Genomic DNA, 17,499 nt, shown 5'->3' on the forward strand with positions numbered 1-17,499 from the left:
CCATTGGGGCTGCTCTACGCAGACCCCGCACTATAGACCCGGAGCGTGACCAGCCGCGATTACGGCCATGTCCCGACCTGGGGAATTATTGCGCGTCCTGTTGCGCATTGCCTGTCACCGAAACGGGACACGCACCGGCAAAGCCGGAGCATGTCCCGGGGACGTGTCTTGTATCATTGGGCGGCCGCTCTGCGTAAAATAGCCCAGCTGCGCTTCCTGCGCCGCCGTCAGACCGGCGTCGAGATAGGCCTGCCAATCCGCTATTCCGCGGAGTATCGGCGGCCTGCACAGCAAGGCATTCTCTAGTCCAAACACGCGCGACGCGGCACTCGACCATCGCCAGTCCTGCGCCCGCTGCCGCAATCCGGCGCGAACGGGGTTGAGCTCGACATAGCGCACCGCCACCAGCGCATGGGTCTCATCCATCGCACAGGAAGAGAACCGCCCCTGCCAAAGCGACCCCGTCCAGCCCTCGCGGCGATTAATGGCGCGGCAATAAGCCCGATGAGCCCAGCCAAGTGTCGCCGCCAGAGCGCCCTCTTCAGGCGGCTCCAGCACGAGGTGGACGTGATTGGGCATCAGACAATAAGCCCAGCACAGCACGCCGTTTGCCGAGCAGGCCTGATTCATCAGCTCAAGATAGAGGCGATAATCGGAGTCACGGAAGAAGGTCGATTGGCGCCGATTGCCGCGCTGGGTCACGTGGTGGGGATAATGCGGCAGGACATGGCGGGCCGTGCGGGGCATGCCGCATCGTAAGCCGCGAATGATCGAATTACAACCAGAGATACACGTCGAACGGGACATGCTCCTGTCCCAAAGGGCAGGTGCGTGTCCCGACTTGGGTGGTCAATACGTGTCCCCTCTTGCATGTCTCGCTCGCGCGACGGAGCTTATCCGCCCCCGGCCCGCCAGCGCTATAATCGGGCGAATTTCGCTCTTTGACAGTGTTGACCCAAGCAGAAAACCATCGCCCGGAATGCGTCCGCGTCCGGCTTTGCCAAGGCGCATCCCGTGACAGCCGATGCCAGGGCGTGACAGTCTCCCATTCCCTCGCGACGATCCAATCACGTGCCAATACAGCAACTTAATCCGCGTAATGGCAGAGTGACAGACTGGCAGACTCGCCGAAAACAGTGACAGTCTGACCCCGAAAAACCCGGCCGCGCTTATAGTAATAATCATAGTAGCAGACGGTCCGGCAACCGATTCCAATATCGGTCAGGCCGCCGGTTATTGCGGCACCGCGACCCAGATCTTCATCGTCAATTGCCCGCTGGGCTCATCGGGATGCAACGAGGTCTGGTGCGCCAGTTTCAGGCCGGCGCCTTCGATCCAGGCTTGCATCTCCTCGTCGGAGAAGCCGAGGCGGCGATGATAATGGTCCTCGCGCAGGGCCTCCAGCTGATGCGGGGCGAAGTCCACGATCAGGAGATGCCCGCCCGGCTTGAGCAGGCGGCCACATTCGGCGACAGCGCCGGCTGGATCGTCGAGATAGTGCAGGACCTGGTGCACCGTGACCAGATCGGCGGCGGCATTCTCGAAGGGTAGCGCGCCGACATCGGCATGGCGCACCGAGCAATTATTCAGGCCGGCATTGGCCAGATTGAGCCGGGCGACATTGAGCATGGAGTGGTTGATGTCGACGCCAATACCGCGCTTGACCCGGTCGGCGAACAGCTCGAGCACGCGGCCCGTGCCGACCCCGACATCAATCATCAGATCGAACGGGCCAGGCCCGGCCAGCTTGCGCATGGCCTTTTCGACCTCGGCATCGGCCAGGTGCAGACGCCGGATCTGGTCCCAGTCATCGGCGACGCTTTCAAAATAGGTCTGCGCCGCCAGGGCGCGGGCCTGTTTGATCGATTCCAGCCGGGCGATATCGCGGGTCAGGACCGGATCATTCTCGGGCAGAAGCTCGCCCAGGATGTCCGCGAGCCGCCGCCCGCCCCCCGACTCGGTCAGTCGATAAAACACATAAGCGCCTTCCGGCAGGCGTTCAGCGAGACGCGCATCGGTCAGGAGTTTGAGGTGGCGACTGACGCGCGGCTGGCTCTGGCCGAGCACATGCACGAGTTCGGAGACGGTCAATTCACCGCGCGACAGCAAGGACACCACCCGCAAACGCGTCGGTTCGCCGATTGCCTTCAGCTGTGTGACCAGTGCATCCATGAAATTCTTGCCTGTAAGTGCGGAATGTCCCTTGCTTTTATCCGCATCGCGCCGAAGTTCAAAGGCAGCATGTAGGCCGCGCCCTGGAGAGCGATGTGAGACGCCGCGAGATCATCATTATCGGAGCCGGACTGGCCGGAGTCAGCGCCGCCTGGACCCTCGCACGGCACGGTCATTCGGTAACGGTGCTGGATGCGCTGGACGGACCCGGCCTGGAGACGAGCTTTGCCAATGCCGGCGCGCTGACGCCCTCGGAGCCCGAGCCGTGGAACCAGCCCGGCATCGCCTGGCAATTGCTCGCCTCGCTATTTGACCCCCACGCGGCGATGAAATTGCGGCTCGCGCCCCTGCCCGGCCTGATCGGCTGGGGCTTGCGCTTCCTGCGCAATTCGACCCACGCCCGCTATGGGGCGGCAAGCCGGGCCAATTTCGCCCTCGCGCGCTACAGCCTCGCGGCAACGCAGGCGGTGCGCGACGAGCTGGGACTGGAATTCGACAACCTCAAATCCGGCACGCTGAAGCTCTGCCGCAACCAGGCCGGCATCGACGCCGCCGTCCTCGCCGCCGAAAGACTGGTGCCGCTCGGCCTGAATTATCGCCTCCTCGACCGCGCCGCGACGCTGGCACTGGAGCCGCGCCTGACCGCGATTGCCGATGCGATCGCCGGCTCGATCCACTATCCCGACGATGAATCCGGTGATGCCCACCGCTTTACCGCTGCGCTGGCCGCTGCGGCCGAGGCCGCCGGGGTCAGTTTCGAATGGGGCACCCGCGTCACCGAACTGCTGGATCGCGGCGGCCAGATTGTGGGCGTGTGCACCGAGACCGAAGAAATCGAGGCCGATACCGTCATTATCGCCGCCGGTCATACGGCCTGGTCGCTACTGAAGCCGCTCGGCCTGCATCTGCCGGTACGTCCTGTGAAGGGCTATTCCCTCACCCTCGACATGTCCGATCTCAAGACCCGCCCCGCCATCCCCGTCTGCGACGAGGCGCTGCACGCCATCGTCACGCCGATGGGGGAGCGGTTGCGCGTTGCCGGCACGGCGGAGATTGCCGGCAATGACAAACGCTTGCGGCCGGAGCGGGTGGAAAACCTGAAATCCCTGGTCCGCGCCATCTACCCGCAATTTGCCGACCGCCTTCTGGCCGGCGAGATCAATGCCTGGGCCGGCTTCCGGCCGATGAGTGCCGATGGCCGTCCCTTTATCGGCGAGACCCGCGCGAAGGGATTGTGGCTCACCACCGGCCATGGCCATCTGGGCTGGACCCAGGCGATGGGCTCAGCCGGATTGCTTGCCGCCCTGATCGACGGCGAGACACCGCCGGTCGATCCGGCACCCTTCGCGGCAAGCCGGATCTGATACAAAAAGGCCCGGCGCAAGCGCCGGACCCTGATGCATTGTGACGTAGCGAAATCTAGCGACCGAATTTCTGGAATTTGATCCGGTGCGGGATGTCGGCATCGGCGCCGAGACGGCGCTTCTTGTCTTCCAGATAATCGGAGAAGGACCCTTCAAACCATTCCACATGGCTGTCGCCTTCAAAGGCGAGAATGTGGGTGGCGATCCGGTCGAGGAAGAAGCGGTCGTGGGAGATGACCACGGCGCAGCCGGGATAGATTTCCAGCGCTTCTTCAAGAGCCGAGAGAGTTTCAACGTCGAGATCATTGGTGGGCTCATCGAGGAGGAGGAGATTGCCGCCCTCTTTGAGCATCTTGGCGAGATGGACGCGATTGCGCTCACCACCCGAGAGCAGGCCGACCTTCTTCTGCTGGTCGCCGCCCTTGAAATTGAAGGCCCCGACATAAGCCCGGCTTGGCACTTCGCGATTGCCGAGATTGAGCATGTCATTGCCCTCGGAGATCTCTTCCCAGACGGTCTTCTTCGGGTCGAGCTTGTCGCGCGACTGGTCGACATAGCCCAGCTTCACCGTTTCACCGAGACGGATCGAGCCTTCATCAGGGGTTTCCTGGCCGATAATCATGCGGAACAGGGTCGATTTACCGGCACCATTGGGGCCGATCACGCCGACCACGCCGCCCGGCGGCAGCTTGAATTCCAGACCATCGATCAGCAGCTTGTCGCCATAGCCCTTTTTCAGGCCCTCGACCTCCACAACGACACCACCCAGGCGCGGGCCTGGCGGAATATTGATGGTGGCGTGCGAGACATCGGCGCGTTCGGCCTTCTCACGCAGCTCCTCATAGGAGCGGATACGGGCCTTGGACTTGGCCTGGCGGGCTTTCGGCGAGGAGCGGATCCAGTCCAGCTCGCGCGCCAGCGCACGTTCCTTGGCCGATTTCTCACGGCCTTCCTGGGCCATGCGCTTGGTCTTCTGTTCCAGCCAGGACGAATAGCCACCCTCATAGGGCACGCCGCGGCCGCGATCGAGCTCGAGCGTCCAGGTCGTGATCGAGTCGAGGAAGTAACGGTCGTGGGTGACGACCAGAACCGCGCCAGCGAATTTCTCGAGATAATTCTGCAGCCAAGCCACCGATTCAGCATCGAGGTGGTTGGTCGGCTCATCGAGCAGCAGCATGTGCGGTTCGGACAAGAGCAGGCGGCACAGCGCGACACGGCGGCGTTCACCGCCGGAGAGATCCTTGACGCCCCAGTCGGCGGGCGCGCAACGCAGCGCGTCCATCGCCATTTCGATCTTGGAATCAATGTCCCAGGCGTCCGCAGCGTCGATCTTTTCCTGCAACGTATTCATTTCTTCCATCAGCTCGTCGGAATAATCCTCGGCGAGCTTCATGGAGACAGCGTTGAAATCATCGATCAGCTTCTTGGCCGCCGAGCCTTCAATGACGTTTTCCCAGACGGTCTTGTTCTCGTCGAGATGCGGCTCCTGGGCCAGATAGCCGACCTTGACGCCCTTCTCGGCCCAGGCTTCGCCACCAAATTCGGTATCCATACCGGCCATGATTTTCAGCAGGGTGGATTTACCCGAACCATTGACCCCGACGACACCAATCTTGGCGTCGGGCAGGAAATGGAGCGAAAGGTTTTCGAACACGGGCTTGGAGGCACCGGGATAGGTCTTGGACAGCTTGTCCATATGATAGACGTATTGATAGGCGGACATGGGCGGACGGTCTCTTCGACAAAGGGGGTAAAAGCTGGGCTCCCTTTAGCCGACCGGCGCGCATTGGGCAACGCGGCTGCAGCGCACGAGGTCAGATGAAGGAGCATCCGGCGGATGGTGTCTTGCCTTGGAGATGGGCATGGTCGGAGCCGATTGCCAGTAGCGCCGGTCAAATAGTCCGCGCGCGCCGGGCATGGTCCGGCAGACCAGGTGCGTGCCGCAGACATCTCAGCAGCCCGCGCCGATGCCCCCTACCCCTTGAGGCTTTGCCTGACCCAACCGGCGATCTGATCGGCATTGATCGCGCCGGCATGGCGGGCCACTTCCTTGCCCTTGTCGAACAGGATGATCAGCGGAATGCCGCGGATCTGGAAGCGGCTGCCGACGCTCTGATGCTGCTCGGTATCGAGCTTGGCGAAGCGGACGCCCGGCGACATCCGCCTGGATGCGTCGGCGAACATCGGCCCCATCATCTTGCACGGACCGCACCAGGGGGCCCAGAAATCCACCACGAGCGGCACCTCGTCATTCCTCAGATGCTTGTTGAGCCTGGCCTCATCAAGCTCGAACGGTGCATCCGGAAACAGCGGCGCCTTGCACGCACCGCAAGTGGGCCCCGCAGAGCGCCGTGCCGTCGGGATGCGGTTCTTCGCCTGGCAAGCCGGGCAGATGATGTGGAATGTATCGGTCATGGCAATTCACCGGGAAGGGACAGACAAGGCGCTCGCAGGCGGATGCGAGGTTTGCTGGCTTCCATATGGGGGCGCACGGGCGGCAATGCCAAGGACGGCACCGGGAAATTCGGCCGCGGCTAGCCTGCGGCACCCAGGCTCGCGCCCGATTGACCCGTCCCGCCGGCGGGCGGCAGGACGCGCGGGACAAGCTGGGTTTCAAGCCAGGCCAGCGCCGCTTCCGCCGATTCGAACGCGCGGCTTGGCCGACCCGTCTCTTCAAGCCGCCGGGTCATGAAAATCGCCCGTCCGACCTGGCTTTCCCGATACACGAAGGCTACCGGAAATTTTTCGGGGAAGTCGGTGCAATACGCGTCTGCAACCTTGGAAAACTCCTCCATCTCAAAGGTCAGGTCATACTTGTTGTAGTCCATCAACAAGCCTTCAATCGGATTATTTGCCAGCGTCTCGGCCAGCGCATGCAAGGAGACCAGGCTCGCCTCGAGATCGCAGCCGCCATGGAGCTGGATCGACAGGGCCTTGTCGTCCAGAACCATGCTGAGCGTGTATGCAAATCCATCGGACATCAGACTATCCCCCTGCGATCAATGTAGTTTCTTCAGCTAACCAGTTGATTGACGAAAACGCCAGTCTGTTCATCAATATGAACAAACCCGGACCTGCAAGCCTGCATCGCCATCGGCCCTAAACCCATGTCCACATATCCGCTGCACGCCGCATTTCATCGCGGTGCATCCGCCAATCGGGCATCACGCGTTCGACAGTGCTCCAGAATGCTGGCGAATGATTGGGCTCGACCAGATGCGCCGCTTCATGGGCACAAACATAGTCCACGAGGATTTCGGGAAACCCCATCAGACGCCAGTTGAGGCGGATTGTGCCGTCGGGCGCGCACGATCCCCAGCGGCGCTTCTGATCCCGGACCACCACTTTGCGCACGGGACGGTCGAGCCGGGCTGCAAACGCCTCGACCCGCGGCCGCATGAAATGCTCACCCTCGCGCTTGTAGTGGCGCATCAGGGCGCCGGCGATCGCCCGCCGACGCAGTTCGCCGCGGGCTTCGGGATCCACCGTCACCAGGACGCGGTCGCCTTCCCGGCGCAATGTGGTGCGAATACCGCGCGGCTCGACCTGGAGCTTGAGCTCACCGCCCAGCCAGGGCAGGGTCTCGCCGGTCACATAGGCGAGCTCACGCTGTCGCGGCCGCTCGGCCCAGGCCGCGAGCTTGCTCAATATCCAGTGCGACTTCTCCTGCAGCGCCGCCTCGATATCGCGGACGCCAAGGCGTTGCGGTGCCGTCACGGCGAGGCCATCGCGGTTGACGACAAAGCCGATGGTACGGCGTGTGCTACGCCGGAGTGCATAGGGAATTTCCTGGTCGCCGAGGCGAATGCGGCTGGTCTGGGTCATGGCGTCATGCTGCCCGCTGCCGATGCAGGCGGCAAGCTGCCCCCATCAGAGAGAGCCCCGCCCCCCTCCACGCCGAACCGCCTGGCGATGCAAAGCTGGTCGACAATTTGTTCGGCCGTGTACTGGTCGGGATTATCGATCCACCAATCGAGCAAGTGAAACACCGCCCCGACCTCGCAGCGCGCCGCTGCCTTTGGGTCAATGTCGCGGCGGATCCGGCCTTCGGCCTGCCCCTCAAGCAGTTCAGGCACGCGCAAATCAGCGATCGCATCCACCACTTCGCGCTGCATGGGATCGCCGGCACCGCGCGAGAGCAGAAGCCGGAAGAATGGCGCGTAGACCTGGGCGAAGGCGACCACGCCCTCCATGGCCGCCCGGTCGCGCCCGGCGCGCGTGGGGGCGGACTCGCGAGCCAGGACAAGGCCTTCGATCACCATCGCCTTCCCGGCGCGCATCAACTCGCGGAACAGCGCATCCTTGTCAGGAAAGTGGGAGTAGAGTGTGCCCATTGCGATCTCGGCTTCACGGGCAATGTCGGCGATACGCGCGCCCTGCACACCGTCGGCGGCAAACACTTTGGCACCGGCGCTGAGCAGCCTTTGCCGCGTCGCATCCTTCATTTCCTTGCGGGTGATGGCCAAATCAAACTCTCACTTCATGCACTATAATCGCGTGAAAATATTTTCATTGAATTAATTTTCAACGAACCTATCCTCGCAGGATCAAGTCCGTTGGCGGTGTCGTGGAACACTCTCGAGCGACGACCAACAGTCCGGCACGGCACAACACAATCCCGCTCCCCAAAAGCGGGTCGGGTGGCGGCCTCCTTGCCCCAAGCAGATCGAGCCGCCACCCATATTTTCCATCGGCGAAGAGCGCGCGGCTCGCGCGCGGGCTTCGCGCAATCACGTGCCATCCCATCGCGCGGCTATTGATGAAGCTAGGCGGTCAGCAAGTCGCCGCAAATCGCTTCGAGCCCGGCCTTGTCCTCAAGGTCGAAGGCTCCGAAATCCGTTGAGTCGATATCGAGCACCGCCACCAGCGTGCCATCGCGGTCGAACACCGGCACGACAATCTCCGAATTCGAGCGGCTGTCACAGGCGATGTGACCGGGAAAGGCGTGGACGTCGGTGACCAGCTGGGTTTCGCCGGTCGCGGCAGCCGCACCACACACGCCGCGCCCAAAAGGAATGCGCAGACAGCCCAGCGTACCCTGATAGGGACCGACGACCAGTTCGGCTGGCTTGAGCGGGTCGACGACATAGAAGCCGGTCCAGAAGAAGCGCGCCCCGAAGGCGTCCCGCAACAGGCAGGCCGCGGTCGCATAGCGCGCCGTCACGCTGGTCTCGCCGGCGACCACCGAGGCGATCTGCTTGCGCACATCCGCGTAGATTTTGGCTTTTTCACTCATCTCGGGCATCCCTGACTGACACCGGATAAGTCAGGTGCGTAGCGGGCCTGTTCAAGTCCCAATAACAGCCAATGAGCCGGATCAGAGACGGATCCCGCCGCGCAGGCTTTCGCGGATCGCGCGCTCGATCGCCTTGTCAGCCTCCTCGCCCTCACCGGACGGGTTATCGCCCGATGCGGTGCGGCGCTCTTCATATTCCAGCCGTGTATGGATCATCCGGATCCGGGCATCGACCAGACCGTAAATCTCGGACGGGATTTTGGTCGCGACATTCATCCCCAGCTTGCGCGCCGCATCCGGCGAAATCGCCTCGCTATGGGAGAGTTTTCCGGAGGACAGGTAATCGGCGAGGAAATCGGGATCCTTGTCCTCGGACTTGTGGTTCTCGTGGACGATTTCGCGGGCAACACGATCGGCATAGCGGTCATATTTCTCCGCTTCATGCGCCAGCATGACCACGAGGTCCTGGGTCGCCAGCGGCCCTTTCTGCTCGAGCAGATCGCGATAGGCTTCGGTCGGGAAGCCGCCATAGATCGTGTCGATCGGGCCGAGCGAGGCCGTCGGGTCCATCGCGACCTTCTCCGCCGCGAGCGCGATCATCGCGCCCCCGGACATGGCGACATAGGGCACATAGGCGATCACGTGCGGATCGCGCCGGGAATTATGCTTTGCCTTGCGCAAATGCTCCTTGATCGCCAGCGCGATCATGTGAGCGGGACGCGCATAACCGCCCAGGGTATGCAGCACGATGACGATCTTCGAGCGCGGATTGGCCTGGCGGATCAGCGCAATCGCCTCGAAGGCCTCGTCGAAGACGATCTGCTGTGGCGCGCTGTCGCGACCGATAAAGCCGTCGCCGAGATCATGGATGAGCTCGATCAGCAGGGTATTGGATTTCTCGAATTTTGAGCGGAAGCGGCGATAATCCTCCTTGGCCTCCTGATAGGCGGCGGCCCGCTTGCGGCGCAGCCTGGCGAGCTGATCCTCATCCGAGGCCAGCTGGTGCCGCGATGTGAGCATTCTCACGATCACGATCAGCAAGACCACAATCAGGGCCGCCATGCCGGCGCCAATCACCGTCGTCTGGTCCGCGAAATCCAACACATCTCCCCCCGGAGGCTGCAATGCCCGCTAACGGGGCTCGCCGGGGAGCATGTTAACCATTGTGAACAGGATGCGACAAGCGACAAGACGGCGATGGAAGGCAGAAATTGCGCCAGCCCCGGCCCCGACCGTTTAGTCTAATCGTCCAGTGCTGCCGCGACCGGGGCGCCGCCCAATGCGGCGAGCTGGCGTTCGGCGACCAGATCATTGAGCAGGCCGGCCAGACGGACGCCGCCCTGTTTCAATTCCTGGCGGCTGATGCGCAAGCCGCGCTCATAATAGGCATCGCCGGGCGCGATCAACTGGTCGGCGCGGGCCCAGTAATAGGCGAAATCGCGTGAGCGGACGATGTCATGGCTTTCCTGCGCCCAGGCGATCGGATCGAGCGGGGTGATGACCTCAACCCCGTTGAGCGGGATTTCCGAAGCCAGTTCGTCAGCGAAATAGGACCAGCGTGTCGCTTCCGGCGCCCAGCCCCATTGCTCGCTCATATAATCGAGAATGATTTCACTGTCCCAGACGCGGTGAAGATTGGTGTGACGCTCGCCGCGCCAGAGAACGTCGATATCATTGCCGCCGCGATCGCCCTCGATCGAGACATGCATCGGCTGATGGATATCGCCGAGCCAGTGCGCGAGGAATTTGAGCGCTTCAAGCCGCTCGCCATCGCTGCGGGCCCGATCAAGAAAGACGCCGGCATGCAGATCGATGGCCGAAGTGATACAGCCATCCTCGGCGCAATCCTCGGCATCGACCTGCGGATCATTGCGGTCCTGATTGATGTAGTGCCAGGTCCGGGTGAATTCATGGGTCGTGCCGCGCACTTCGTCAGCCCAGGAACAGATATCGCGGAAATGCTCGAACTCGGCATCAAGCGCAACCAGACGGTCGACTTCGCTGCGCGCATCATCGCTGAGATAGCGATAGGCGAGATCGCAGACGATGCGGTGACCATCGCGGCCATAGGCTTGCGCCGGCGGGGCCAGGCTCAACAGGCCGGCCACAAGGCCGCCCGCCACGAGAGTGCGCAGAAATAACATGGAGAACCGCCCTGAAAATAGCGCGGCCGCCCGCCGCCTGGATCAAGCACGTATCTAGGTCAGACACGTCCACGCCTCCACTAGGCAAGGCGGGCATTTGACGGCTTTAAAGCCGGGGGTTTCATTTTGGGCGCGAAAAGGACTCTGCCAGTCTGTCAGTCTGCCATTTCGGGGCTGGAGGCCTGTCCGGACAGGGCCGGACGGCGTGACAGGGCTGATGGCAGGGCCTGTCAGTCTGCCATTGCCGGGAGGGTCCGGGCAGCGCGGCGATGCCAGGCGCCCGGCCGAGCTGCGGGGGGCGCCTGTGGTGATGGATCGACGATGTCAAAGAGCGTGACTGCCGTGATTATAGCCGCATCGGCACAGGGGCGGATAAAGCATCCCGGCGGGGGCACCCACCGGCCCCACTGAAACGGGACCATGTCCCGTCAGTGGTGGAAACAGCCGCCGCGCTGCGGGCCTCAGCAATGATCGATCACAACGCTGACGGGGCGCTGCAAACCAGGGCCGTCATAGCTATAGCGAAAAGCGGCACCATCACGAACCATCCCGGCCGTCATCGCATTATTGCAAGTTTGCCCTGGCGCAGTCTGGTCAGCAAAGCTTTCCACCTGCTGCGATGTGATCGTTGAATCGTGAACCGTGTAGTGCAGTTCGATTTCAAGCCCGTTGCGGCTGACCCGGTCCATCACCACGGAAGCATTGATGGGCATCGGCAATTGCGGCCCCAGCCGCGTCACATAATATTCGACCCGGGCTTCAACAGGACCGTCCGCCGGGAACTGGCTTTCACCGGTTGTGGCTGCCGGTGCCGCCTCGGCGACCGGGGCATCGGGTGCGTCCGAACAGGCGGCCAGAAACAAGCCGCCCGCTACCCATGCTGAAATCGCGTATCGCATTATGAACTCTCCTTTTTTCATCGTGGAGACTAACGAATTCAACCCTGATCGAAATGTCGCATTCCGTCGCACAGGACCGGTGCCGGGATCGAAGGGTTGATCGGCTATGCCTCATCCCTGCTCCCGGCCTTGTGCCGGGGCCTGCCGGAATGCGGCGAATATCCTCCACCCTCCGGGAGAAGGTGGATTGGTGGTTGAGCAGGAATTCGACGGCCGGCGCGCGCAGCCTCCACCAAAACCCTCATGCCGGGTGTTCGCCAGCGTTGCGCTGGCCCGCCTCACCCGCCCCTGCGGGGCACCCTCTCCTCGCGGAGAGGGACGCAAGGCGCGCGTTTTCCTTCTCCGTGAGGAGAAGGTGGCCAAAGGCCGGATGAGGCGGGCCGCTGCGACCGCTCCAATTCTGGCGCCGCCCTTCCTCCAGGTGCGCCACCCATCCAGCAACTAACCTGGTGACAGTGTGTTGATCCGGAAAGCCTGCGCCAATCCGCCGCTTGACCACCCGCGCGGCGCGAGCAACGCTCACCGCCATGAACAAACTCGCCTCCGCCCATAATATCGATGACTTGCGCGCGCTCGCGAAACAGCGTCTGCCGCGCATGGTGTTCGACTATATTGATGGCGGCGCCGATGACGAGGTGACGCTGCGGGCCAATTGTTCGCGCTTTGATGCTTACGCGCTGAACTGGAAGGCGCTGGTCGATATCGCCTCGATCGACATGACGACGACGGTGATGGGTTCGCCCTGCGCCGCACCGATCATCGTCACCCCGACCGCCGCCCAGCGCCTGTTTCATCCGCGTGGCGGCGAGACGGCTGTGGCGCGCGCGGCAGCGGCGCATGGCCTGATCTACTCCCTCTCCACGCTCGGCTCGACCTCGATCGAGGCCATCGCAGCAGAGACGACGGGGCCGAAATGGTTCCAGATGTATGTCTGGAAGGACCGCGCCATTGTCGAAGCCTCACTCGAGCGCGCACGCGCCGCGGGCTATACCGGGCTGATCCTGACCGTCGACGTGCCTGTGGCCGGCAATCGCGAACGCGATCTGCGCAATGCCTTCACCGTCCCGCCCAAGATCAGCGCGACGACCATCGCCCAGGTCCTCGCCCGGCCCGGCTATCTCTATGACATGCTGACGATGCCGAAGATCTCGCCGGCCAATTTCGCCGATACCGACCCGCAAGGCGACGGCGTGATGGGCTATATCAACCGTCAGTTTGACCGCACCGTCACCTGGGATGATGCGCGCTGGATGAAACAGGTCTGGGGCGGACCCTTCGCGATCAAGGGCATTGTCCGGCCCGATGATGCGCGGCGCTGCGTTGATATCGGCGCCGATGCGGTGTGGGTCTCCAATCATGGCGGGCGCCAGCTCGACGGTTCGACAGCAACCATCGACGCCCTGCCCGACATTGTCGACGCAGTCGGCCGCGAGGCCGAGGTGATCCTCGATGGCGGTATCCGGCGCGGCACCGACATTATCAAGGCCCTCGCGCTCGGCGCACGCGCCGTCGCGATCGGCCGGCCCTATCTTTATGGCCTCGGCGCCGCGGGCGAAGCCGGCGTGCACCGTGCCCTGGAATTCCTCACAACCAGCCTGCAGCGCGATCTGGCCCTGACCGGGGCAAGGCGTTTGAGCGAGCTGGGTCCTGATTTCGTCCGCCGCCCGCCCCTTTAGATCCCTCTCAAGCGAAAGATCCAACCATGTTTGCTGCCGAAAGCCTGGTCCGCACCCTGATCAATCAGGGCGTCGAAGTCTGCTTCACCAATCCGGGCACCTCGGAAATGCACATGGTCGCCGCCCTCGACCGCGTCGAGGGTATGAAATCCGTGCTGTGCCTGTTTGAAGGTGTCGCGACAGGGGCCGCCGATGGCTATGCGCGCATGGCCGGCAAGCCGGCCTGCACCCTGCTGCATCTCGGCCCCGGCGTCGGCAATGGCCTCGCCAATCTGCACAATGCGCGGCGCGCCTTCGCGCCGGTCGTCAATATTGTCGGCGATCATGCTGTCGCCCACGCCGCACTCGATGCGCCGCTGACCAGCGATGTCGCCGGTGTCTGCGCGCCGATGTCGCGCTGGGTCGGAACGGTAAAGCTCGCATCCGAAGTATCGAGCATGGCGGTTGAAGCCGTGCGCCAGTCCTATGGTCCCGAGCGCGGCGTCGCCAGCCTGATCCTGCCGGCCGATTGCGCCTGGTCGGATCAGGAGCCGGACGTGATCAAGGCCGTCGATCTGCCCCCGCTGCGTCCGGTCGGGGATACAGCCATCGAGGCCGCGGCGAAGGCCTTGAGCGCCGCCAAATCACCCATCCTGTTTCTCGGCAATGAGGCCTGCCTCGAGGCGGGTCTTGAAGCCGCAGCGCGGATCGCCGCCGCCAGTGGCGCGCGGCTTTTCATGGATACATTCGTCCCGCGCATTGCCCGCGGTCATGGCCGCGTCTCACCGAAACGCCTGAGCTATCTGGGCGGCGAGGCGATGGCGGAACTGGCCGATTGCGACCTCCTGCTGATCGCCGGCACCAAGGCACCGGTCGCCTTCTTTGCCTATCCGGGAGAGCGCGGCGAGTTCACGCCCGACGGCGCGCAAACCCTCACATTGGGCGGCCCGGCCGACGATATTATTGGCGCGATGAATGCACTGGCGGACCGTCTCGGACCGGCTGACCCGATGCCGCTGCCCGAGCGCGCGCAAATGCCGGAAATCTCCCCGGACGAACCCCTCAATCCCGGCTATGTCGGCATTGCGATGGCGCGCCACATGCCGGAAAATTCGGTGCTGTGCGATGACGCCACCACATCGGGCATGGGCGTATTTCCCTGGACCGATAATGGCCCGAAACATGACTGGCTCTGCCTGACCGGCGGCGCGATCGGTGCCGGCATGCCGCAAGCGGTGGGCGCGGCGATGGCCTGTCCGGAGCGCCAGGTCTTCGCCCTGTGCGGCGACGGGGCCGCTGCCTATACGCTACAGGCCTTGTGGACCCAGGCGCGCGAAAACCTGGACATCATCAATATCGTCTTCGCCAATCATTCCTATCTGGTGCTCAATTTCGAGCTGGCCCGCGTCGGTGCCGGCGAGCCGGGACCGGCCGCCCAGCAAATGCTCTCGCTCGACAATCCCAAAATGGACTGGGTCAAACTGGCTGAAGGTTTCGGCGTCCCGGCCCGCAGCGCCCGCACCGCCGGCGAATTCGATGCCGCACTGCAAGCCGCCATGAAGGCGGGAGGCCCGCAGGTCATCGTCGCGGAAATCTGATCGGGATCCGGCGTTCAGCGCCCGCCACTGGCGAGACGCTGCCCCGGCCCGGCCTCGACCGGCACGACCTCGACCGGCATCAGCTGGCGGGCCAGGGCCTCGCGCAAACTGGAAACCTCGAACGGTTTGCAGAGATAGTCACAGAAGCCGGCTTCGGCCAGTTTGCGGCGATCCGGCCCGGACGTCAGTGCCGTGACCGCCATGACCGGCACCCCGGCGGTCGCGGGATTTTCGCGCAGCCGCCGGAGCGCCCCATAGCCATCCATTTCGGGCATCTGGATATCCATCAGGATGACATCATAACGGGTCACACTCGCCGCCGCGATTGCCTCGACGCCGCTGCTGGCGCAGTCAATCCGGATATCCTCGCCCAGCACGGACTGGCCGAGCATCGCCGCCAGAACGAGCTGGTTGGTGCGCACATCATCGACTGCGAGGATTGAAACCGGACGGCCCGGCCGCAAGGGCGGCACGACCTCTGCGGCCTCGGCATGCAGCGTGCCTTTGCCGGGACGTGAGCGCAGCGCAAAGGTGAAGCGCGAGCCGATCCCGGTCTCGCTTTCAACACTGATCCGGCCGCCCATGCGGTCGGCCAGCTTGCGGCAAATCGCGAGCCCCAGCCCGGTGCCGCCAAACTTGCGGGTCGTCGAGCTGTCGGCCTGGCTGAAGGCGTTAAAGATAGATGCGAGCTTGTCGGCCGCAATGCCGTCGCCGCTATCGACAACCGCCAGCATGGTCTCGATACAGCCATCGGCATCGGGCGCCGCCTGCGACAACTCCACAGTAATCTGCCCGGAACTGGTGAATTTCACCGCATTGCCGAGCAGGTTGTTGAGAATCTGCCGGATCCGCAACGGGTCGCCCAGCAGGGCGGGGCAAGCGATATCGTGGTCGGCAAAACTCAGGCTCAGCCCCTTGGCCTCGCTCTGCAATTGCCAGTGACGCGTGACACTGGCGGCGAGCGCCACGATGTCCAGTTCAATCTCCTCGATCGCGATCGCGTCGGCTTCGATCTTCGAGAGGTCGAGAATATCATTCAGCAATTCGAGCAGGTTTTCGCCGGACTCATTGATCACGGCAAGACTGTGCGCCTGTCGCTCCGTCAGTTGGCCATCGCCCTGCATCACGCGGGTCATGCCCAGAACGCCATTGAGCGGCGTGCGGATTTCATGGCTCATCATGGCGAGAAATTCGGATTTTGAATGATTGGCGGCCTGGGCGGCCCGCAGCGCGCTCTGCAGGCGATCATTGGCCGTTTCGAGGTCAGCATTGGCGGTGTGCATGGCCGAACGGAAGGTCGAGCCCAGAAAGACCACCCACAGGGTGGCAAAGCCGGTAACGATGGACAGAACGGCCACCAGCTCCGGCGCGAGCACCTCCAGCGGCGTACCGGTCAGGCGCTGGCTGGCGAACACGACCAATGCCAGCAGCAGGACGGCAATAGTGCCCGCGGCCGCAGCGGCGCGGCCACCCCAGGCAATATAGACACCCAGGGCGATGCCGGGCAGGTAGATCATGGCGGGCGGAAACCCGCCCCGATTGCCCCAGATCGCGCCCAGCAGTGTCAAGGCGCTGGCCGCCAGGACAAGCGCAATGGTCAGATTTGGCCGGCGCAGCTTCAGGCCGACCAGGCCAATCGCCGCAAACACAAGACCGGAGGTCAACCCAAGCGCGGCCATGCCGGGACGCCCCTCGCCGGAAGCGACGAGAACGGCGACATTGATCAAGGCGGTCGCGACCATGATGGTGGTAAACGCCAATGCGACGCGATACCGGATCGTATGGTCGAAGCCGGTATCGGCATCGACGCCGATCATCCTGTCGAGGCGTTTCCAAAGAATAGCGAGGTCTCCCATGTCGTGGGTCGATAAAGCCCGAACAGCCGTTAAATTTCGATGAGTTGTATTATTCATGACTGGCATGCGCATGAGGCGGGGCCCATCCGGCACGGCGGACGACAATCTCACGCCTGCGATTGTCGTCCGCCCCCGGATCGTGCCAAACGGGATTGATTGCCCAGCCCCCGAGGGCCTGTGCCGACGAGCAACGCGCGTAAGGAGCCTATTGCGATGACGACCCCCGGCGATGACAGGAATCTGATCGACGAATACCGCAATATCGCAGCGATCGTTGCAGCGCTGGCGCTTCTGCAGGCGGCCACAGGTGCGATCTCTGTGGTCGGTCCACTGACTCTGATTGCCCAGGGCGCCTCGACCTGGACGATCGGCGCCATCGCCTCCAGCTACGCGCTCGGATTCGTCGTCGGGGCCCGCATGGCACCGGCGGAAATCCGCCAGATCGGCCATATCCGGGCCTTCGCCGCCTTCGCCGCTGGCGGCTCACTGGCCGCCGCCGCGCGTTATATCAGCGCCCCCCCGCCCTGGGGGAGGCTGGGGCGGGCCGTGATGGGGCTGGGGGCCGCCCGGCTGCT

General features: G+C 63.5%; 15 protein-coding genes and 1 pseudogene. 4 read left to right on the plus strand and 12 right to left on the minus strand.

Annotated features, from left to right (window positions below; all coding sequences use genetic code 11):
- Positions 1-114: 114 nt before the first annotated feature.
- Both ACN0YJ_RS13965 and ACN0YJ_RS13970 read right to left on the minus strand, forming a co-directional pair.
- A complete protein-coding gene (locus tag ACN0YJ_RS13965; RefSeq protein ID WP_417496561.1) occupies positions 115-747 on the minus strand; it encodes a transposase in 633 nt (210 codons plus the stop codon).
- A 486-nt stretch (positions 748-1,233) separates the two neighbouring features.
- A complete protein-coding gene (locus ACN0YJ_RS13970; protein ID WP_417496562.1) occupies positions 1,234-2,172 on the minus strand; it encodes an ArsR/SmtB family transcription factor in 939 nt (312 codons plus the stop codon).
- A gap of 95 nt (positions 2,173-2,267) precedes the next feature.
- Here ACN0YJ_RS13970 and ACN0YJ_RS13975 point away from each other — a divergent pair, with 95 nt between their 5' ends.
- Positions 2,268-3,536, plus strand: coding sequence for a D-amino acid dehydrogenase (locus ACN0YJ_RS13975; RefSeq protein ID WP_417489660.1), 1,269 nt, complete (start codon positions 2,268-2,270; stop codon positions 3,534-3,536).
- A gap of 55 nt (positions 3,537-3,591) precedes the next feature.
- Here the strand turns inward: ACN0YJ_RS13975 and ettA are convergent, their stop codons facing one another.
- The 9 genes from ettA to ACN0YJ_RS14020 form a co-directional block, all read right to left on the minus strand.
- A complete protein-coding gene (ettA, locus tag ACN0YJ_RS13980; RefSeq protein ID WP_417477216.1) occupies positions 3,592-5,259 on the minus strand; it encodes an energy-dependent translational throttle protein EttA in 1,668 nt (555 codons plus the stop codon).
- Positions 5,260-5,510: 251 nt separating this feature from the next.
- Entirely contained in the window at positions 5,511-5,951 is a 441-nt protein-coding gene (gene trxC / locus ACN0YJ_RS13985) for a thioredoxin TrxC (protein ID WP_417477215.1), read from the minus strand.
- A 119-nt stretch (positions 5,952-6,070) separates the two neighbouring features.
- Positions 6,071-6,517: a hypothetical protein gene (locus ACN0YJ_RS13990; protein WP_417496563.1), complete on the minus strand. Its 447-nt coding sequence runs from the start codon at positions 6,515-6,517 to the stop codon at positions 6,071-6,073.
- 118 nt (positions 6,518-6,635) lie between these two features.
- Positions 6,636-7,361, minus strand: coding sequence for a M48 family metallopeptidase (locus tag ACN0YJ_RS13995; protein WP_417496564.1), 726 nt, complete (start codon positions 7,359-7,361; stop codon positions 6,636-6,638).
- Positions 7,358-8,002, minus strand: coding sequence for a TetR/AcrR family transcriptional regulator (locus tag ACN0YJ_RS14000; RefSeq protein ID WP_417496565.1), 645 nt, complete (start codon positions 8,000-8,002; stop codon positions 7,358-7,360). The genes ACN0YJ_RS13995 and ACN0YJ_RS14000 overlap by 4 nt, the downstream gene beginning before the upstream one ends.
- Positions 8,003-8,301: 299 nt before the next feature.
- Positions 8,302-8,772, minus strand: a complete 471-nt coding sequence (locus ACN0YJ_RS14005; protein ID WP_417496566.1) for a GAF domain-containing protein — start codon at positions 8,770-8,772, stop codon at positions 8,302-8,304.
- Between the two features lie 81 nt (positions 8,773-8,853).
- On the minus strand, positions 8,854-9,873 hold the full coding sequence (locus ACN0YJ_RS14010) for an SDH family Clp fold serine proteinase (protein WP_417477210.1): 1,020 nt from the start codon (positions 9,871-9,873) through the stop codon (positions 8,854-8,856).
- A 140-nt stretch (positions 9,874-10,013) separates the two neighbouring features.
- On the minus strand, positions 10,014-10,916 hold the full coding sequence (locus tag ACN0YJ_RS14015; RefSeq protein ID WP_417477208.1) for a S1/P1 nuclease: 903 nt from the start codon (positions 10,914-10,916) through the stop codon (positions 10,014-10,016).
- Between the two features lie 461 nt (positions 10,917-11,377).
- On the minus strand, positions 11,378-11,815 hold the full coding sequence (locus ACN0YJ_RS14020) for a hypothetical protein (RefSeq protein ID WP_417496567.1): 438 nt from the start codon (positions 11,813-11,815) through the stop codon (positions 11,378-11,380).
- A 527-nt stretch (positions 11,816-12,342) separates the two neighbouring features.
- Here ACN0YJ_RS14020 and ACN0YJ_RS14025 point away from each other — a divergent pair.
- Positions 12,343-13,491 carry an alpha-hydroxy acid oxidase gene (locus ACN0YJ_RS14025; RefSeq protein ID WP_417496568.1) on the plus strand — a complete coding sequence of 383 codons (1,149 nt, stop codon included), beginning with the start codon at positions 12,343-12,345 and terminating at the stop codon, positions 13,489-13,491.
- 26 nt (positions 13,492-13,517) lie between these two features.
- Positions 13,518-15,068 (plus strand): acetolactate synthase large subunit, encoded by a 1,551-nt coding sequence (locus ACN0YJ_RS14030; RefSeq protein ID WP_417496569.1) that lies wholly within the window; start codon positions 13,518-13,520, stop codon positions 15,066-15,068.
- Between the two features lie 14 nt (positions 15,069-15,082).
- On the opposite strand, the gene ACN0YJ_RS14035 is transcribed toward ACN0YJ_RS14030, so the two are convergent.
- Complete coding sequence (locus tag ACN0YJ_RS14035) at positions 15,083-16,924, minus strand: ATP-binding protein (protein WP_417496570.1); 1,842 nt, start codon at positions 16,922-16,924, stop codon at positions 15,083-15,085.
- A 213-nt stretch (positions 16,925-17,137) separates the two neighbouring features.
- Between ACN0YJ_RS14035 and ACN0YJ_RS14040 the strand changes: the two are divergent.
- A pseudogene (locus ACN0YJ_RS14040) lies at positions 17,138-17,499 on the plus strand (hypothetical protein); the annotation flags it as partial.

The sequence above is a fragment of the Maricaulis sp. genome (assembly GCF_048270095.1).
Taxonomy (GTDB): domain Bacteria; phylum Pseudomonadota; class Alphaproteobacteria; order Caulobacterales; family Maricaulaceae; genus Maricaulis.